We start from the raw sequence: 18,912 nt of genomic DNA, 5'->3' as shown, positions 1-18,912 counted from the left end.
AATGTTAATCGCTATAACGTTAATTACTTTAAAACTGAGCACTGAGCACTTTAACAATAACTATTATAATTAGGAATACTAATGGCCGACTTTTTCCAAAATGGTGTAGTAACAACCTTACATAACTTAACGCGCCGTCCCAGCGATGAGATTGAAGCTGAACTGGTACAATTCTCTAAAAAACGTCCTATGGGGCTTATACTGCCCTCTTTATTTTCGGAGCTTGAAGGCGAAGCACTGCCTCATATCGTGAGTGAGCTTGAAACTGTACCTTATTTATCTGAAATCGTTATAGGTTTAGATAGAGCGACTGAAGATCAGTATCGCCACGCTTTGACGTTTTTTAGCAAACTGCCACAACATCACCGAGTGTTATGGAATGATGGCCCGCGATTAAAAGCGCTTGATCAAGAGCTTGAGGCGAAAGGTCTCGCCCCTAAAGAGTTAGGTAAAGGTCGTAACGTGTGGTATTGCATGGGTTACATCTTAGCATCAGAACGCTCGGAGTCTATTGCCCTACACGATTGTGATATTACTACCTATGAAAAAGATTTGCTCGCCAAGCTGATTTATCCCGTCGCTAACCCTATGTTTAACTATGAATTCTCCAAAGGATACTACGCCCGTGTCGCTAATGGCAAAATAAATGGCCGAGTATCTCGTCTATTGGTTACGCCCCTCATTCGTGCTTTAAAGCGAATTTTGGGAGACAATGACTACTTAGAATTTATGGACAGTTTCCGTTATCCTTTGGCGGGGGAATTTTCGTTTAGACGGGATGTGTTAAACGATATTCGCATTCCTAGTGACTGGGGTTTGGAGATTGGTGTTCTATCTGAAATGCATCGTAACTACTCCCGTAACCGCCTATGTCAGGTAGATATTTGTGACAATTACGACCATAAGCACCAGGATTTATCGCTACATAATGACCAAGGTGGCTTATCTAAAATGTCGATCGATATCACCAAAGCACTATTTAGGAAATTGGCGACACAAGGTCACATATTTAGCACCGAAACCTTCCGATCTATCAAAGCCACTTACTACCGGATTGCCTTAGATTTTATTGAGACTTATCATAATGATGCGGTTATGAATGGCCTGACTTTGGATATTCACGTAGAAGAAAAGGCTGTGGAGATGTTCGCTAGCAATATTATGAAAGCCGGTGAAAGTTTCCTAGATAACCCTATGGAAACTCCATTTATTCCTAGTTGGAACCGAGTGACCAGCGCCATACCTGATATTCAACAGCGTTTACTGGCTGCCGTCGAAGCCGATACAAAAGAGTTTATGGAGTAAGTAATATGGTATGGCAAACGCTCTATGACAAGGTCATTCACCATTTAGAAAATATCTATACAGATGTTAATAGTGACGATAATAGCGATATAAATTATTCGGCTTTAGCCACTGACTTGCTTGCAACCATCGGCATCGAGTCAGAAGCTGATATCGTCTCTCCGCAATCTCATCACAACTACTGGGATCAAAGCGATATTGTTATGATTACCTATGGCAATAGTGTGGTTAAGAAAGGTGAAAAGCCTTTAATTACTTTAAATAAGCTTTTAGACGGTTACTTTGGCGACACTATAAACACTGTTCATATCCTTCCCTTTTATCCTTATAGCTCTGACGATGGCTTTTCGGTTATAGACTATACAGCTGTTAACCCTGAATTAGGAACTTGGGATGATATCGTTTGCTTGGGCAAGGATTATGGACTAATGGTCGACTTGGTCATTAACCACTGCTCAGTGCAGAGCCATTGGTTTCAGAACTTTATCGCGGGTAAAGGAGATGGCTCTGACTTTTTCTTTACAGCAAAACCAGGGGATGACTTATCTGAAGTGACGCGTCCCAGAGTGTCACCTTTGCTACGGAAAACTCAAACAGCAAAGGGGACTAAGTATGTATGGTGTACATTCAGCCACGATCAAGTAGACTTTGATTTTATAAACCCAAAAGTTCTGCTTAAGTTTATTGAGATCATTCGATTTTATATTGATAAAGAAGCTAAATTATTTCGAATCGATGCCGTCGCATTTTTATGGAAAGTGATAGGAACGAAATGTATTAACTTACCACAAACCCATGAAGTGGTTCGTTTAATTCGGACTTTAATTGAACATATCGATCCGTCTATTATTATCATTACGGAAACCAACATACCGAACCATGAGAACCTGACCTATTTTGGTAATGCCAACGAAGCGCATGGCATCTATAATTTCTCATTACCGCCCTTATTACTATATACACTAGCCTCAGGAGACTGCACCTATTTGAACAGTTGGCTGCTCAGCATGCCCCCCACTCAAAATGGTACGTTTTATTTTAATTTTATCGCCTCTCATGATGGTATCGGGCTGCGCCCTGCCGAAGGCTTACTAGATGATGAAGAGATTAATAAGCTTGTCAATAAGATGAAAGAGTTTGGCGGGGAGGTTTCATGCCGCACTTTAGAAAATGGGAATCAGAAACCTTATGAGATAAACATTACTCTGTTTGATGCGCTACAAGGTACTTTTAAGGGCCCTGATAACTATCAGATCGAGCGGTTTATATGTGCTCAAACCATTATGCTAGGTATGGAGGGCATACCTGGCATATATATTCATAGTTTACTAGCCACTTCTAATGATTACGATAAAGTAGCGCTTACGGGACACAATCGCTCTATCAATCGTCACTGCTGGGATTATGATGAGTTAGGATCTTTACTTGAGAACCCAGAATCTAACAATTACATCGTAATAAACATGCTAACTAGGCTTTTGAAAATAAGGAAAGCTCAGCCCGCATTTCATCCTAATGCGTCGCAATATACCTTACAATTAGGACAACAAGTATTTGGATATTGGCGTCAATGCTTGCAAGGTAAGCAAAGCATCTTCTGTATTAGTAATATTAGTGATCAAGACCAAACCCTACTGGTATCAGATATAAATTTGCTTGATACGGAAGTTTGGGTAGATCTTATCAAAAATAAGAAAATCGAGTTATCGAATGACTTTTTAACTCTACAACCTTATCAAACTGTATGGATAAGTCATTTATAACCTAATTTGAAACCTATTAACTCACTCAGCATACTTTAAAGGAATTACGCATCAAGCATTCTGGTTTGTAGGCTTGCCACCCTTATAAGTTGCTTATGCCCATTCATTAGGTTATTGATTATAGGTTTAAAGCATTATAGCTTAATCGTCTGAATAAATGACACTATTATAGCCTGTTAGTACGTCAAGTTCTACTGCCCATTGCATTAATTATTCGGATAACTAAACGTGATATCTTGATGGATATCAGGGTGTAAGCTCTTTGCTACTGGACAAGTCAAAGCTGCCGCTTCTAGCACCTTACGAGTACGCTCATCAAAATGCTGTTTAAACTCAATGGTGACTTTCACCTCACTCACACGGCGAGGGTCAGCCGCCATTATCTTGGTCACTTCAGCTTTAGTACCGATAACATCCACGTCCATACCAGTGGCCTTAATCCCAATTATAGTCAACATACAACTGGCTAAACTGGTCGCTAACAGATCAGTTGGAGAAAACGCTTCTCCTTTGCCATGATTATCCGTTGGCGCATCGGTGATAATTTCATTGTTTGATTGTATATGTAAAGCTTGGGTGCGTAGATTACCTTGGTATACAACGGTTGAAGTAGTCATATGAACTCTCTCTAGTTGAAGCTTGTGGAAGTTAGAAGTTTATAGCCATCATACTAGCTTATTTGGACATAATGATAAAATAAGCTACACGTTTGAATTAAACTTAAAAACTTAACTAATAGTGAGAACTGCCCTTAAGATAAAAGCCCTCTCAAAGAAAAAGCCCCCACAACGTAAGTTGCGGGGGCTTTTAGGTATAGGGAGCTGACGATGACCTACTCTCACATGGGCGAACCACACTACCATTGGCGCTACGATGTTTCACTTCTGAGTTCGAGAAGGGATCAGGTGGTTCCATCGTGCTATTGTCGTCAGCAAAGGGGGTATAGATATGAGTTGGTTAAGTGTTAGCTTAACTTTGTGTTGACTAGTATATCAAGAACCTGAATCAATGTATTATCAGGATGATATCGAAATAATTGGCTGTCTCTGTTTTATCAGAGCTACAAAACCACTTGGGTGTTGTATGGTCAAGCCAAACGAGCAATTAGTACAGGTTAGCTACACGCATCACTGCGCTTCCACACCCTGCCTATCAACGTTGTAGTCTTCAACGGCTCTTAAGGGAAATCTAATCTTGAGGTTGGCTTCCCGCTTAGATGCTTTCAGCGGTTATCCAATCCGAACGTAGCTACCGGGCAATGCCATTGGCATGACAACCCGAACACCAGCGGTTCGTCCACTCTGGTCCTCTCGTACTAGGAGCAGATCCTCTCAAATTTCCAACGCCCACGGTAGATAGGGACCGAACTGTCTCACGACGTTCTAAACCCAGCTCGCGTACCTCTTTAAATGGCGAACAGCCATACCCTTAGGACCTGCTTCAGCCCTAGGATGAGATGAGCCGACATCGAGGTGCCAAACACCGCCGTCGATATGAACTCTTGGGCGGTATCAGCCTGTTATCCCCAGAGTACCTTTTATCCGTTGAGCGATGGCCCTTCCATACAGAACCACCGGATCACTAAGACCTACTTTCGTACCTGCTCGACTTGTGGGTCTCGCAGTTAAGCGCGCTTTTGCCTTTATACTCTATGAACGATTTCCGACCGTTCTGAGCGCACCTTCGTACTCCTCCGTTACTCTTTAGGAGGAGACCGCCCCAGTCAAACTACCCACCATACATTGTCCTCGGTATTGTTATACCTGAGTTAGAACCCCAACATGACCAGGGTGGTATTTCAAGGTTGGCTCCACAAATACTGGCGTATCTGCTTCAAAGCCTCCCACCTATCCTGCACAAGTCAGGTCAAAGTTCAATGTAAAGCTGTAGTAAAGGTTCACGGGGTCTTTCCGTCTAGCCGCGGGTACACAGCATCTTCACTGCGATTTCGATTTCACTGAGTCTCTGCTGGAGACAGCGCTGCCATCATTATGCCATTCGTGCAGGTCGGAACTTACCCGACAAGGAATTTCGCTACCTTAGGACCGTTATAGTTACGGCCGCCGTTTACTGGGGCTTCGATCAAGACCTTCGCATACGCTAAGCCCATCAATTAACCTTCCAGCACCGGGCAGGCATCACACCCTATACGTCCACTTTCGTGTTTGCAGAGTGCTGTGTTTTTAATAAACAGTTGCAGCAGCCTGGTATCTGCGACTGTCAATAGCTTACGGAGCAAGTCCTTCACCATCGACAGCGTACCTTCTCCCGAAGTTACGGTACCATTTTGCCTAGTTCCTTCAGCAGAGTTCTCTCAAGCGCCTTGGTATTCTCTACCTGATCACCTGTGTCGGTTTAGGGTACGATTCGTTTATGACTATCGTTTAGAAGCTTTTCCTGGAAGCATGGTATTTGCCACTTCGCTGTACAAGTACAGCTTGCTATCAGATCTCAGTATTAACAGCCCGGATTTACCTAAGCCGTCTACCTACATCCTTTCACTCAGACAACCATCGCTGAGCTGGCATAACCTTCTCCGTCCCTCCATCACATCATAAACAAGTATCAGAATATTAACTGATTTCCCATCGACTACGCCTTTCGGCCTCGCCTTAGGGGTCGACTCACCCAGCCCCGATTAACGTTGGACTGGAACCCTTGATCTTCCGGCGTGGATGCTTTTCACACCCATTATCGTTACTCACGTCAGCATTCGCTCTTGTGATACCTCCAGCATGCCTTACGACACACCTTCACAGGCTTACACAACGCTCCCCTACCACTTGAAACATGTTCAAATCCGCAGCTTCGGCTCCTAGTTTGAGCCCCGTTACATCTTCCGCGCGGGCCGACTCGACTAGTGAGCTATTACGCTTTCTTTAAAGGATGGCTGCTTCTAAGCCAACCTCCTAGCTGTCTATGCCTTCCCACTTCGTTTCCCACTTAACTAGGAATTTGGGGCCTTAGCTGGCGGTCTGGGTTGTTTCCCTCTCCACGATGGACGTTAGCACCCACCGTGTGTCTCCCGGATATCACTCATCGGTATTCGGAGTTTGCATCGGTTTGGTAAGTCGGTATGACCCCCTAGCCGAAACAGTGCTCTACCCCCAATGGTGTTCGTCCGAGGCGCTACCTAAATAGCTTTCGGGGAGAACCAGCTATCACCGAGTTTGATTAGCCTTTCACCCCTATCCACAAGTCATCCCCTAGCTTTTCAACGATAGTGGGTTCGGTCCTCCGGTGCCTGTTACGGCACTTTCAACCTGCTCATGGATAGATCACTCGGTTTCGGGTCTATACCCTGCAACTAATTCGCCCTATTAAGACTCGGTTTCCCTACGGCTCCCCTAATGGTTAACCTTGCTACAGAATATAAGTCGCTGACCCATTATACAAAAGGTACGCGGTCACGGATCAAGTCCGCTCCCACTGCTTGTACGCACACGGTTTCAGGTTCTATTTCACTCCCCTCACAGGGGTTCTTTTCGCCTTTCCCTCACGGTACTGGTTCACTATCGGTCAGTCAGGAGTATTTAGCCTTGGAGGATGGTCCCCCCATCTTCATACAGGATTTCTCGTGTCCCGCACTACTTAATATGCTTGCATTTATGTTTCGAATACGGGGCTATCACCCACTATGGCCAGTTTTCCCACACTGTTCTTCTACATAAAATTAAGTCGGCTCCTCCCCGTTCGCTCGCCGCTACTAGGGGAATCTCTATTGATGTCTTTTCCTAAGGGTACTGAGATGTTTCACTTCCCCTCGTTCGCTTCCTAATAAATTAGGATACCTAACTTACGTTAGGTGGGTTTCCCCATTCAGAAATCTCCGGATCGCAGGTTATTGCCACCTCCCCGAAGCTTATCGCAGGCTGTCACGTCTTTCATCGCCTCTGACTGCCAAGGCATCCACCATGTGCGCTTAATTACTTGACCATACAACCCCAAAGGGTCTTTGTCAGCAATTATAACGATATCACCTTGATAATTTACGCTTGATTCAGTTCTCTTTACTTTGTAACCAACCTCTTGGGATAACAACTGATGTCGTTAAAGAGGTTGGTTACTGGTTGACACCTAAACGTGAAAGATTAGGTATCAACCGTATTACAACTCATATCTATGTTTTTAAATAATAATAACGCTGTCATCCAGTCGTCATATGCTTTCTGTATAAAACAGAAGTAAGTAATCAGTAATCACTTAATTCTGGTTTATCTATTACTCTTAATCTGTATCACCAAATGGTGGAGCCAAGGAGAGTCGAACTCCTGACCTCCTGCGTGCAAGGCAGGCGCTCTACCAGCTGAGCTATGGCCCCTGAGAAGCGTGAAGAAATGTGCTGGGAGCACATTTTAGCTTCGCAAGAGAAAATCTGTGATTTTCTAGTGCTTTCCGTATGATAAGTGGTGGGTCTGATAAGACTTGAACTTATGACCCCCGCGTTATCAACACGGTGCTCTAACCAGCTGAGCTACAGACCCTGAGCTTAAAGCTTACTAAAACCAAAGAACAACTTGTTGTGAATTCTTGCTGACCGGATGCGTCAATAAGGAGGTGATCCAGCCGCAGGTTCCCCTACGGCTACCTTGTTACGACTTCACCCCAGTCATCAACCACACCGTGGTGAGCGCCATCCTAAAAGGTTAGGCTACCCACTTCTGGTGCAATCAACTCCCATGGTGTGACGGGCGGTGTGTACAAGGCCCGGGAACGTATTCACCGCGGCATTCTGATCCGCGATTACTAGCGATTCCGACTTCATGGAGTCGAGTTGCAGACTCCAATCTGGACTACGATAGGCTTTTTGAGATTCGCATCACATCGCTGTGTAGCAGCCCTCTGTACCTACCATTGTAGCACGTGTGTAGCCCTGGTCGTAAGGGCCATGATGACTTGACGTCGTCCCCGCCTTCCTCCAGTTTGTCACTGGCAGTATCCTTAGAGTCCCCGGCCGAACCGCTGGTAACTAAGGAAAAGGGTTGCGCTCGTTGCGGGACTTAACCCAACATCTCACGACACGAGCTGACGACAGCCATGCAGCACCTGTATTCTAATTCCCGAAGGCACTCCCGCATCTCTGCAGGATTCTAGATATGTCAAGACCAGGTAAGGTTCTTCGCGTTGCATCGAATTAAACCACATGCTCCACCGCTTGTGCGGGCCCCCGTCAATTCATTTGAGTTTTAACCTTGCGGCCGTACTCCCCAGGCGGTCTACTTATTGCGTTAGCTGCGTCACTAAGGGATCAAGTCCCCCAACGACTAGTAGACATCGTTTACGGCGTGGACTACCAGGGTATCTAATCCTGTTTGCTACCCACGCTTTCGAACCTCAGTGTCAGTATGATGCCAGGAGGCTGCCTTCGCCATCGGTATTCCTTCAGATCTCTACGCATTTCACCGCTACACCTGAAATTCTACCTCCCTCTCACCTACTCTAGCTCACCAGTATCAGATGCAGTTCCCAGGTTAAGCCCGGGGATTTCACATCTGACTTAATAAGCCACCTACGCTCGCTTTACGCCCAGTAATTCCGATTAACGCTTGCACCCTCTGTATTACCGCGGCTGCTGGCACAGAGTTAGCCGGTGCTTATTCTGCAGCTAATGTCATCGCTTATGGGTATTAACCATAAGGTCTTCTTCACTGCTTAAAGTGCTTTACAACCAAAAGGCCTTCTTCACACACGCGGCATGGCTGGATCAGGGTTGCCCCCATTGTCCAATATTCCCCACTGCTGCCTCCCGTAGGAGTCCGGACCGTGTCTCAGTTCCGGTGTGGCTGATCATCCTCTCAGACCAGCTACAGATCGTCGCCTTGGTAGGCCTTTACCCCACCAACTAGCTAATCCGACTTAGGCTCATCCAATAGCGAGAGCGCAAGCGCCCCCTTTTCCCCGTAGGGTGTATGCGGTATTAATACGAGTTTCCCCGTGCTATCCCCCACTACTGGGCAGATTCCTAAGTATTACTCACCCGTCCGCCGCTCGACGCCTGATAGCAAGCTACCATCGTTTCCGCTCGACTTGCATGTGTTAAGCCTGCCGCCAGCGTTCAATCTGAGCCATGATCAAACTCTTCAGTTTAATCTTGCTATGAAGTCCTTTAAAGAGACTTCTAAACTTGGCTCATCCTATTACTAGCAAATTTGCTTTCCGTATGTTTCATATAATGAATTAACTTCGAGTTTCTTTACTAATTAAAGAATGATAATTTTTATAGTTAGTCACTACCCCGATAAGAGATAGCCCCAACTTTAATTTTTAGCATCCTAAATCAGCAAAAATCCACACAAGTTGTTCTTTGATTTTAGCTTTTAAATAGTTTCTTAGCTTGTCGTCCAAGCCTAAGTTAAATCTTTTGCTACACTCAGTTATTATTAATTAGTAATAACGTTGTTGCTTAGCAGGCTGACAATTATATAGATTTCGATATCTTTGTCAACACTTAATTTTAATTCTTTCTAAGTGAACTCGCTTCTAATCTCTCGATTAATTCGCTGTTGTCCGTCTTAGTGAGGGCGTATTATAGAGGGTTTAATTCTAGTGTCAACCCTTAACGAAAAAAATTTTCATTATTTTAATCAGTAGCAATTTTTTTGAACCGTTTGTTAGACAGGTATTGTATTAAGTTACTGCTACTATTTAATACCTACACCCAGTGGCTTACCGCTATGCCAGCGACAAACAATAGATTAGTTATGAGCGTTATCATGACGATATTTTTAAGCTGTTTACCTATTGATACTGTATCCACACGTGTTACTTGATCTTCATCTGATAAATTTCTTAGTAGAGTAAGATGTATAGCATTACTATGCTTTATTGCTAAGGGGTAAACAATTAATACAGACAATGTATACCAATTAAAGTTAATCGCATACGTTAGATAGCACATGTAAGAAGCCATAAACAGTAAACCATAAGCCGATTGCATACGGCTGTCACCTAACAAAACCGCCAATGTTATTTTGCCTGCTTGTTTGTCACTATAGATATCTCGCATATTATTTACGAATAACACGCAGGCCGCTAAGCCGCCACAGCCAGTAGCAACAATCAGATGAGCGATATTAAATTGGTGGGTTTGCAGATAAGCGCTACCGATTACTCCGAGCCAACCGAAGAATATCAGTACAGCCACCTCCCCCATTGCGCGGTATCCATAAGGACGTTTGCCCATGGTGTATGCCATCGCAGCGATAATAGCGAGAACACCAAACCCTAGAAATAGCAGAAAGTCGCGCAGGCTATCAAAGCCAATGGCAATTAATATAACACCTGAGCAAAAGGTTAATAATGCCCAACCTACTATTACTCGCTTTAAGTGTTTTGCGCTAATCTGACCACTGGCCATCACTCGCTGTGGACTATTATCATCCCGATTGGCATCAGTGCCTTTAACACCATCGCCATAGTCATTAGCAAGATTGGATAATATTTGCAGAGCCAGTGCGACCCAAAGTGTTAATGCAAAGACCAGCCAATTGTGACTGGTAAGCGATTGATTAGAAGAGACTATCTCAGAAAAAGCTAAGCCAGTACCACAAAGGATACTGGCTAGGGCTAAAGGAAAGGTGCGAGGACGAGCGGCTTGAATAAACGTAGAGACAGTAGACATTGTTAAACCATCGCTCACAATAAATAATAGAGGACTGACAGCTATTAATTTAACCTTTAACTTTGGCTTTTAAAGTAGACACAATGCCAGATAACGCATAAAGGACACCGATGGCTAAAATACCAACGGGAATATCATACAAAACAATACCCATCACCAATACAGCGATAATCAATGCCACAAAAGGCACTTTCTTTTTATCAAATTCTTTAAAGCTATAGTATTTAAGGTTACTGACCATTAATAAGCCGCACATTACGACCCACACAGCAGCGATTATCATCACTTGCGTGTCATATTGACCGACCCAGTGATTGTGATCAATCGCGACCATTACTGCACTGGTTACCAAAATAGCCGCTAACGGACTGGCCAAACCAATAAAGAATTTCTTATCAACTTCACCGATTTGCACATTAAAGCGTGCCAAACGAAATGCGGCACAGGCAGTAAACACAAAGGCACATGCCACACCGATACGACCTAGAGGCTGCAGCGCAAAGCTATAAATAAGAATTGCTGGTGCCACCCCAAAAGCAAGCATATCGGCTAAAGAGTCATATTGCTCACCGAACGGGCTTTGCGCATTTAGCATACGCGCTACTCGCCCATCTGCCCCATCCAAAATACCGGATAAGAAGATGGCCAATGACGCTTTATAAAACTCACCTTGGGTACTCGATAAAATAGAAAAGAAGCCAGACAACAAAGATAGCGTGGTAATCAGGTTAGGTGCTAGATACACACCGCGGCTAACCACTGGCTTACCGTCAGCTACTTCTTCTTCAATAATATCAAAGGTCAAACCATCATAATCACCACTTTCAGCAATGCGGCGATTGTAATCACTGTCTTGATGGGATATAGGTACATTGGCCGTACCCGACTCACGTGTTATAGACGCAGTGGTATGATTGGATTTGCTATTATCTGGTGTGTTTGAATGTGTTGGTGGTGTGGTCATAATAAATCCCTAATTTCTAGCACTCTGTTCCCTAACTGCTTAATATGCAATCGTTATTATGATGATAGATGTCAATGAGCTGATCAACTTTCAGACTGGGGTTATTAGATTTAACGCAGTAAATACTTGGGCCCACTGTGAGCTGAGTATAGGCGTCACCATCAGATTACTCTAATAATGACACTTCTTTTAGCTCCCTATAACGATAGACTTAAGAAATGATAGAACCCTGACTATTCTCCAACAAGCCAGCGAACGTTGACTGCTTGACTTTGTGGTAACTCAGGGGCATCTTCAGGACGCAGTAATGGCTGTAGGAAGTTTAAAATCTGACGTGCACTTTGATCAAACTGCCAAGGCGGGTTAATAATCAGCATGCCGGTACCGTTTAGGCCCGCTGCTACATCATTTGGATAAACATTTAGCTCACATAACAGCTGTTTGCGAATCTCTGTACGCTTCATTTTCTTATAAAACAGCTCAACCGCATCAATATTCTTGATTGGGAACCAAAGCGCATACACACCTTGTGGCCATTTATTAGTGCTTGCCACAAGTAAATCGACCAATCGGCTAAAGTCTTTGTGCTCTTGCTCATAAGGTGGGTCAATCAAAATCACACCACGGCGTTCTACTGGTGGAATAACCGCACGGATACCTTCAAAAGCATCACGGTTATGAATACCAATCGGTAGCTGATACAGCTGATAATTTAGCGCATCGTATTCTGTATTTTTGAATTCGAAAGCTTCGGCACGTAAGTTTGCATCTGGATTCTTCTCGGCATGGTTAGCAATCCACCATGGTGAACCAGGATAAACGTGCTTGTCGTAGGTTTGACGGGCTTGCTTGATATCATCAACATATTGACGAACGGCATCTGGTGCTTCAGAGATATCGGCATCCAAAATCTTTTGTACGCCGCCTTTGGCTTCGCCTGTTTTGCGCGACTCTTCACTGCTTAGCGAGTAAAGACCACGACCGCCGTAAGCATCAAGAACATAATAAGGCTTACCCTTTTTGCTCATTTGATTAAGCAGTTGGACAAGTAAGATGTGTTTAACAACGTCGGCGAAATTACCGGCGTGATAGGCATGTTTGTAATTCATAAGTTGGCTTGTTTTATTGTAGAAAGTTTCGGTATCAAAAATTAGTTCTATGGTAGCATAAGCAGGTTTAAAATGAGTATATTAATAGTTAATACCCCTATTTAGCTGACTGCTTGAATGCACCCATTATAGCCCATTGCTGTTCTTTATATCTGACAATCCTATAATTGATAATTGGTTGAAATTTATTCAGGCTGTAAGGGTTAGCCGCTGATTGGCAGCTAATTCAGAATTGATAGGATACTGTACCACCCTCTACCGACTTCTATATTTTCCTTAACCTATACAAGGGTATCGGTTCATGACTAAAGTCGTTGATACGGCCGTTGAAAGTAATTTAGACACTACCCAATGGGGCTATCAAGACCCTATTACCGTCGATATTCCGCCACCGCTGAAGCCAGAGGCACTAGAACAGTCCAGAGACATTGCCGACCATATTGCGCAAGAGATTTTATCAGGCGTGCCAGCAGCAGATATAAATCAGCTAGACTTGTCTGACACTCAGCAGGCTTTAAGACAAGCAGATTTTGAGACACATTGGCAGCAACGTTTGGACGACACGGTTTTAGATGATTTTGTCAATAAAGGCTTCATCGTATTAGATAATGTATATCAGCCCACTGCGCTACTGGCGCTGCAAGCAGAGAGCGGCTTTGTTGATTACCGTGATGCGCTATTAACAGAAGGCGTTCGTCAAACGGATATCCGTGGCGACCGTATTCGCTGGATTACCAAACACTTTTTTGCCGGCTACAACTATTTACAAAGTATCAATGAATTAGCGCATCTGTTTAATCGACTGTTTTTTGCTGGTATTCGCCATAGTGAAGCACACTATGCCTGCTATCCGCCAGGGTTTGGTTATAAATGGCATTCTGATAACCCCGTTGGCCGTGATGAACGCGTTATCTCAGCGGTATTTTATTTAAATGATGAATGGACGCTTGAGGATGGCGGCGCCTTATCGCTGATTGATATGCAAAATGAGCAGCATCAATTACTACCGAAAGCTAATCGTTTGGTTGTTTTTGATAGCAATCTACAGCATCAAGTCGAGATTGCCCATCGTCAGCGTTATTCTATTGCCACTTGGCTGCGCCGTGACGATGCGGTCTTTATCCCTGAACCTTAATAGCTGTTATGCTTATAAACATTAGAGTTATAACAACAACATTATCACCTACTTTATTGACTGTTTTGACCCTTTATTAACGGTTATTTATTTTCTATACATTACTTTGAGGTACCTATGAGCGCTAACAACCAATCGGATAATACCACCCATCATCAACAAGCCACGTTAGAGTTAAGTATTGATTTAATGCGTCGTGACTCTGTGACCCCGAATGACAAAGGAGCGCAGGATGTATTGGTTGAGCGCTTAGAGCCACTAGGATTTAACAGTGAGTTTATGTACTTCGGTGATAAAAATGCGACGGGCCGTGATGCTGAGGTCAAAAACTTATGGACACGACGCGGCAGCCAAGAGCCTGTTATCTGCTTTGCCGGTCATACCGATGTGGTACCAACCGGTAATCCTGATAACTGGAAAATCCCGCCCTTTGAACCGACGGTTAAAGACGGCTTTCTTTGGGGTCGCGGAGCTGCCGATATGAAGACAGGTATTGCCGCTTTTACCGTTGCTGCTGAAAGTTTTGTTAAAAAACACCCTGACCATAACGGCTCGATTGCGATGTTAATCACCTCAGATGAAGAAGGTCCTTCTATCAATGGTACAGTCAAAGTGATTGAGGCGTTAGAAGCACGCAATGAGAAAATCACTTATTGTTTGGTTGGTGAGCCTTCTAGCACAGACACGCTTGGTGACATCATCAAAAATGGTCGCCGTGGTTCGTTGGGCGGTATTTTGACCGTCACTGGTAAACAAGGTCATGTCGCTTATCCGCATTTGGCAGTCAACCCCATTCATGCCCTCTTGCCAGCGCTAACCGAATTTGAAAGCGCCGTTTGGGATGAAGGTAACGACCACTTCCCTGCTACGACTATGCAAATCTCTAATATTAATGGCGGTACGGGCGCTAACAATGTCATTCCTGAAACGGTAGAAGTGGTTTTTAACTTTAGATTCTCCACAGAAACCACAGAAGAAGAGCTTCGTGCTAAAACGCATGAGATCTTAGACAAACATTTTAATGACAGCCAGGCCACTTACAATATTGAATGGAAACTATCAGGCAATCCATTCTTAACCGCTGAGGGTAAGTTGGTGGATGCGTGTAAAATAGCCATCAAAGAAGTGACTGGTATTGATACTCAGTTATCGACCTCAGGCGGAACCTCTGACGGTCGTTTTATTGCGCCAACTGGTGCGCAAGTGGTTGAGCTGGGTGTACGTAATGCGACCATTCATCAGGTTGATGAAAAAGTAGAGGTAGACGACTTAGGTAAACTGGCACAGATATATGAGAAGATGCTAGAAGAATTGTTGTTGGGTTAATTTGCAATTCTGATTGAATTTTTTGGAGCTAATCCTGCTATCCGCTTGTAGTTGGTTGCCTGTGGGGCACAGCATCTAAACACAAGAGTGTTCCATTATTCAAGCGACCACTCCTGTGTAAGATGCTATATGCCCCACAACCCACCAAGCTACCGCTTCTATCAGGGCTAGCGGTAACATCTCATTCTTGCAAATATATTTTGTAATTATAAAGAGTGTGTAGGGTATAGGGTGCGGTTAGCAAAACGCCACCAAAATGGTAGGACAAAGATTGTTTTTCGCCACAAAAAAGGTAGGGTACGTTTTTATCTTCACCTCTTCGAGCCTTGATAAAACTAACCACACCCTACGTAAGCTTCCGATGGTCGATTTATTGCGCCAACGGCGCTCAAGTGGTTGAGCTAGGCATGCGTAACTCCATCATTCATCAGGTTGATAAAAAGGTAGAAATGGATGACATTGGCAAGTTGGCGCAGATATATGAAAAGATACTTGAGGCGTTGTTAGGTTAATATTTGAACCGCCCCGGGATTGTCGGAGACTCAACTTTCTGAGAGAATACGACAATGAAAACACGAAACTATACCCCTGAAATGAAAGAGCGAGCCGTCCGTATGCTAATTGAAGCTAAAGACGACTACCCATCCACTTGGTCAGCCATCAAAGCCATAGCGCCAAAGATAGGTTGCACGCCTGAGACCCTAAGATCATGGCATAAAAAGCACATTGATAAAACTATTCCTGCGAATATTCAAGCTCAAAGTCAAGCTGAGCGTATTAAAGAGCTTGAACGTGAGAACAGAGAGTTAAAGCAAGCCAATGAGATTATAAAGAAAGCAGCTGGTATTGAAGCCCAGGCGGAGCTCGACCGCAAACACAAGTAATGGTTGATTTTATAGACGATCACAAACAACAATATGGAGTCGAGCCAATCTGTAGAGTGTTACCGATTGCTCCATCCACATACTATCGTGCTAAAGATCTAGAAGAAACGCCTGAAAAGCGTTCACAGCGTAGTTGCCATGACGACTTCTATCTTAAAGAGATTAAACGTATTTGGAAGGACAGCAAATGCCGATACGGTGCTCGTAAAGTCTGGAAACAGTTGAAATCCGAAGGTGTACATCCTGCACGTTGCACTGTAGAGCGGTTAATGCGCCAGCATGGCATGCAAGGTATTTGGCGAGGTAAAGGTAAGATAACCACTAAGTCTCGTGATGATCAAATACGGGCAGACGACTTAGTTAATCGTAATTTCAGCGCACATAGACCGAACCAGCTATGGGTGGCTGACTTTACCTACGTTAAAACGCTGAGTGGTTGGGTTTATACCGCCTTTATCATTGACGTGTTTGCCCGCAGTATTGTTGGCTGGAAGGTGTCTAATCGTATGAACACCGATATGGTGATGGCAGCACTCAACCAAGCGATAGCGGACAGAAATCATCCTAAAGATGTGATTCATCATAGTGATAGAGGTGTTCAGTATTTATCCATTCGCTATACGGATAAGATGGCTGATTCAGGTATCATTGCATCTGTTGGCACGACAGGTGATTCATACGATAATGCATTAGCTGAAACGGTTAACGGGCTTTATAAAACGGAGGTGATTGATTATTTAAAACAGCAGTGGCAAGGTGTGAATGATGTTGAATTAGCAACTCTTGAATGGGTTGATTGGTTTAACAAAACACGTTTGCATAGTACGATTGGTTATGTGTCGCCTTTTGAGTTTGAGAGACGATACTATGATAGTCTTAGTGAGTCAGACAAAGCTGCCTGACTCAAGTAATCCACTCTCCGATATAGTCGGGGCGGTTCAGTCCTTATCAGAATGCTTATATTGAACGGTTTAATCGTAGTTATCGCAATGAGGTTTTGGATTGTTATTTATTCAATGATTTAAATGAAGTCAATAAGCTGACTGAAGAATGGATCAAGGTTTATAACACCGAAAGACCCCATGATTCACTTAATGATATGACACCTGCTGAGTACAGGCAGGTGGCTTAATTATTCTACGATGATGTTGTGTTAAGAATGGGGTATTTACAGTAATATTCTGATTGTGTAATTAAGTAAAAGATATAGAGAAATAAGGGGTTTACTCGTCAGGTTACCTAACAATCAACAGTAGATAACTCATTTTCGTTAAGCTGGAGTTGAAGATTTTTCTTTAAAAAGTCAGTAGCACAAAAGTCTGCCTGTCTTCGTATAATATCTAATGCGGCTAGAAATAAATGCTTTCCTTTGGAAAGATCACCTATAACATATGTCGTATTATTGACAGTATTGTCTGCATTAACAATATTATTGTTAATATCTACAGTTACTCCACCCCAATAGTCTGGAGAGAGTAGGCCTTTTTCAATAAGAAGCTTTCCTAAGGTAAAATCAGAATCGTTTATAATAGTGGGGCTACTTATTGCAAAAATAGCACCTTCAATATTTGACTGATGACAACCTGAATCTGATTTAAATACGATATTATCGTCAATTTCATTGACTAGATCGAAACTTCCCGATGAAAATGTTAGAGAGCCACTTCTTATGTATGACAAAATCTTCTCAGCGTTTTCCAAAGGTATTGATATTCGCATTCCTGTAAGCTTATTCATAAAGTTCTGGAGGAAACGCTCCTTATCGTTATCGTCTAAAAGCTGCCAAATAATTGAAACTACTTTATTAGTATCATAGAATATAGCCTGCCAAGCTCTTGGTTTCTTTGCGATTTCAATTTCGTACTCTAAAGTTTCCTCAAGCGAAGTTAGTGGGAAACGGTCGAAAATTTCTTGCACTCTTTCATTGCTAGAGCATCCAATTGTCGCTTGATAATTCTTCAATTCTAATTCAAATGCTTTTAAAACGTCATTAAAGGTGATTTTATCTTTATAATTATTTTGAATATAGTGTGGGCATAGATACTTATTCTCATAGCGTCCTTGTGTTCCTCTCACACTAGGGAACGTACCATTAATACAGTGCATAATAATCTTCCCGTCATAGCCAGATTCTTTTATAGTGATCACTGTATCTATTGCACTTAAACGTGCACCAATAACGACAATGTTTTTCATACCTTCTACAAGACTTGGAAGCTTCTTTGTTGGATAAGGGTTTTTAATCAACTTTATGCCCAAGTCTTCATATTCAGCGCTTATTATGCGATTAGAAGTTCCTGTAGCGAGTATCAAATAATCAGAAAAACCTACCTCTCCATTACAGCAATATAATATATATTTCGTGCCTAACTGATCAATGTCATCAACCTTAGTTGAATGAATTTCTATTTCGAGATTATGAGGAAGTTCGCTAATCACAGTCTTCCATTTCTCGGCTAAGTATTCACCGAACATACTTCTTGGAACATAAGTATCGCCATCAAGAACTTCCATTTGATAATTAGTTTTCAAGTAAATGTGTTTTGAAAGAATCCAAGAATAAAAATCACCTGGTAATCCATTATCATAAGTTAAGTAATTGGCTTTAGTATTCATTAAATTTGAGTTTAGATCATCAATGTATGCGTTTCCTCTACCAAAATTGTCAGAGTCATCATATACTTTGAGAATGATTCTTTTATTATTGTTATCTTTCAAATTACGCTTAAGTGTACTAACGAATGCAAGACCTGCTGCACCAGCGCCTATGATGGCTACCCTAATATTATTAGAATTCATTTTTTT

Annotated in this window: 10 protein-coding genes, 2 tRNA genes, 3 rRNA genes, 1 pseudogene and 1 other annotated feature; of the genes and pseudogenes, 6 read left to right on the top strand and 10 right to left on the bottom strand. The window is 43.0% G+C overall.

Annotation, left to right across the window (positions count from 1 at the left end; translation table 11 throughout):
- Nucleotides 1-81: 81 nt before the first annotated feature.
- Entirely contained in the window at nucleotides 82-1,305 is a 1,224-nt protein-coding gene (locus AC2SLO_RS04850) for a glycosyltransferase family protein (RefSeq protein ID WP_486542801.1), read from the top strand.
- A 5-nt stretch (nucleotides 1,306-1,310) separates the two neighbouring features.
- Entirely contained in the window at nucleotides 1,311-3,068 is a 1,758-nt protein-coding gene (locus AC2SLO_RS04845) for a sugar phosphorylase (protein ID WP_486542803.1), read from the top strand.
- 206 nt (nucleotides 3,069-3,274) lie between these two features.
- On the opposite strand, the gene AC2SLO_RS04840 is transcribed toward AC2SLO_RS04845, so the two are convergent.
- The 9 genes from AC2SLO_RS04840 to AC2SLO_RS04800 all read right to left on the bottom strand — a co-directional run bounded on the left by AC2SLO_RS04840 (nucleotide 3,275) and on the right by AC2SLO_RS04800 (nucleotide 12,762).
- Nucleotides 3,275-3,685 (bottom strand): OsmC family protein, encoded by a 411-nt coding sequence (locus AC2SLO_RS04840; RefSeq protein ID WP_486542805.1) that lies wholly within the window; start codon nucleotides 3,683-3,685, stop codon nucleotides 3,275-3,277.
- Between the two features lie 202 nt (nucleotides 3,686-3,887).
- A 5S ribosomal RNA gene (gene rrf / locus AC2SLO_RS04835) occupies nucleotides 3,888-4,001 on the bottom strand.
- Between the two features lie 150 nt (nucleotides 4,002-4,151).
- Nucleotides 4,152-7,004: ribosomal RNA gene (locus tag AC2SLO_RS04830) — 23S ribosomal RNA — on the bottom strand.
- A 309-nt stretch (nucleotides 7,005-7,313) separates the two neighbouring features.
- Nucleotides 7,314-7,389, bottom strand: a tRNA-Ala gene (locus AC2SLO_RS04825).
- A gap of 86 nt (nucleotides 7,390-7,475) precedes the next feature.
- Nucleotides 7,476-7,552: transfer RNA gene (locus AC2SLO_RS04820), tRNA-Ile, on the bottom strand.
- A 66-nt stretch (nucleotides 7,553-7,618) separates the two neighbouring features.
- Nucleotides 7,619-9,155, bottom strand: a 16S ribosomal RNA gene (locus AC2SLO_RS04815).
- Together the 16S, 23S and 5S rRNA genes with 2 tRNA genes alongside form the textbook arrangement of a ribosomal RNA operon.
- A gap of 565 nt (nucleotides 9,156-9,720) precedes the next feature.
- Nucleotides 9,721-10,689, bottom strand: coding sequence for a 1,4-dihydroxy-2-naphthoate octaprenyltransferase (menA, locus tag AC2SLO_RS04810; protein ID WP_486543877.1), 969 nt, complete (start codon nucleotides 10,687-10,689; stop codon nucleotides 9,721-9,723).
- A gap of 49 nt (nucleotides 10,690-10,738) precedes the next feature.
- On the bottom strand, nucleotides 10,739-11,653 hold the full coding sequence (pssA, locus tag AC2SLO_RS04805) for a CDP-diacylglycerol--serine O-phosphatidyltransferase (RefSeq protein ID WP_486543876.1): 915 nt from the start codon (nucleotides 11,651-11,653) through the stop codon (nucleotides 10,739-10,741).
- A gap of 233 nt (nucleotides 11,654-11,886) precedes the next feature.
- A complete protein-coding gene (locus AC2SLO_RS04800; protein WP_486543875.1) occupies nucleotides 11,887-12,762 on the bottom strand; it encodes a 23S rRNA (adenine(2030)-N(6))-methyltransferase RlmJ in 876 nt (291 codons plus the stop codon).
- Between the two features lie 301 nt (nucleotides 12,763-13,063).
- Here AC2SLO_RS04800 and AC2SLO_RS04795 point away from each other — a divergent pair, with 301 nt between their 5' ends.
- From AC2SLO_RS04795 to AC2SLO_RS04780, 4 genes and pseudogenes are all read left to right on the top strand, one after another.
- Nucleotides 13,064-13,897, top strand: a complete 834-nt coding sequence (locus tag AC2SLO_RS04795; RefSeq protein ID WP_486543874.1) for a 2OG-Fe(II) oxygenase — start codon at nucleotides 13,064-13,066, stop codon at nucleotides 13,895-13,897.
- 117 nt (nucleotides 13,898-14,014) lie between these two features.
- Nucleotides 14,015-15,223 carry a succinyl-diaminopimelate desuccinylase gene (gene dapE, locus AC2SLO_RS04790; RefSeq protein WP_486543873.1) on the top strand — a complete coding sequence of 403 codons (1,209 nt, stop codon included), beginning with the start codon at nucleotides 14,015-14,017 and terminating at the stop codon, nucleotides 15,221-15,223.
- 566 nt (nucleotides 15,224-15,789) lie between these two features.
- Nucleotides 15,790-17,009, top strand: a protein-coding gene (locus AC2SLO_RS04785) for an IS3 family transposase (RefSeq protein ID WP_486541428.1) whose coding sequence is annotated in 2 segments (ribosomal slippage) — nucleotides 15,790-16,072 and nucleotides 16,072-17,009 — 1,221 coding nt in all. Because the reading frame shifts where the segments join, the coding sequence is not laid out codon by codon here.
- Nucleotides 16,065-16,181 (top strand) — a sequence feature (AL1L pseudoknot). It overlaps the preceding gene by 117 nt.
- Nucleotides 17,010-17,050: 41 nt before the next feature.
- Nucleotides 17,051-17,239: pseudogene (locus AC2SLO_RS04780) on the top strand (integrase core domain-containing protein); the annotation flags it as partial.
- 107 nt (nucleotides 17,240-17,346) lie between these two features.
- On the opposite strand, the gene AC2SLO_RS04775 reads toward AC2SLO_RS04780, so the two are convergent.
- Nucleotides 17,347-18,906, bottom strand: coding sequence for an FAD/NAD(P)-binding protein (locus tag AC2SLO_RS04775; protein ID WP_486542073.1), 1,560 nt, complete (start codon nucleotides 18,904-18,906; stop codon nucleotides 17,347-17,349).
- Nucleotides 18,907-18,912 lie beyond the last annotated feature (6 nt).

The sequence above is a fragment of the Psychrobacter sp. CX14 genome (genome assembly GCF_057396205.2).
Note: the sequence above shows the minus strand (reverse complement) of the source record. Positions and strands in the feature narration are given on the sequence as shown.

Coding starts and splice junctions, on each gene's coding strand:
- AC2SLO_RS04840 (WP_486542805.1), bottom strand. CDS start 3,685: ATGACTACTTCAACCGTTGTATACCAAGGTAATCTACGCACCCAAGCT.
- AC2SLO_RS04800 (WP_486543875.1), bottom strand. CDS start 12,762: ATGAATTACAAACATGCCTATCACGCCGGTAATTTCGCCGACGTTGTT.
- dapE (WP_486543873.1), top strand. CDS start 14,015: ATGAGCGCTAACAACCAATCGGATAATACCACCCATCATCAACAAGCC.
- menA (WP_486543877.1), bottom strand. CDS start 10,689: ATGTCTACTGTCTCTACGTTTATTCAAGCCGCTCGTCCTCGCACCTTT.
- AC2SLO_RS04775 (WP_486542073.1), bottom strand. CDS start 18,906: ATGAATTCTAATAATATTAGGGTAGCCATCATAGGCGCTGGTGCAGCA.
- AC2SLO_RS04845 (WP_486542803.1), top strand. CDS start 1,311: ATGGTATGGCAAACGCTCTATGACAAGGTCATTCACCATTTAGAAAAT.
- pssA (WP_486543876.1), bottom strand. CDS start 11,653: ATGACCACACCACCAACACATTCAAACACACCAGATAATAGCAAATCC.
- AC2SLO_RS04795 (WP_486543874.1), top strand. CDS start 13,064: ATGACTAAAGTCGTTGATACGGCCGTTGAAAGTAATTTAGACACTACC.
- AC2SLO_RS04850 (WP_486542801.1), top strand. CDS start 82: ATGGCCGACTTTTTCCAAAATGGTGTAGTAACAACCTTACATAACTTA.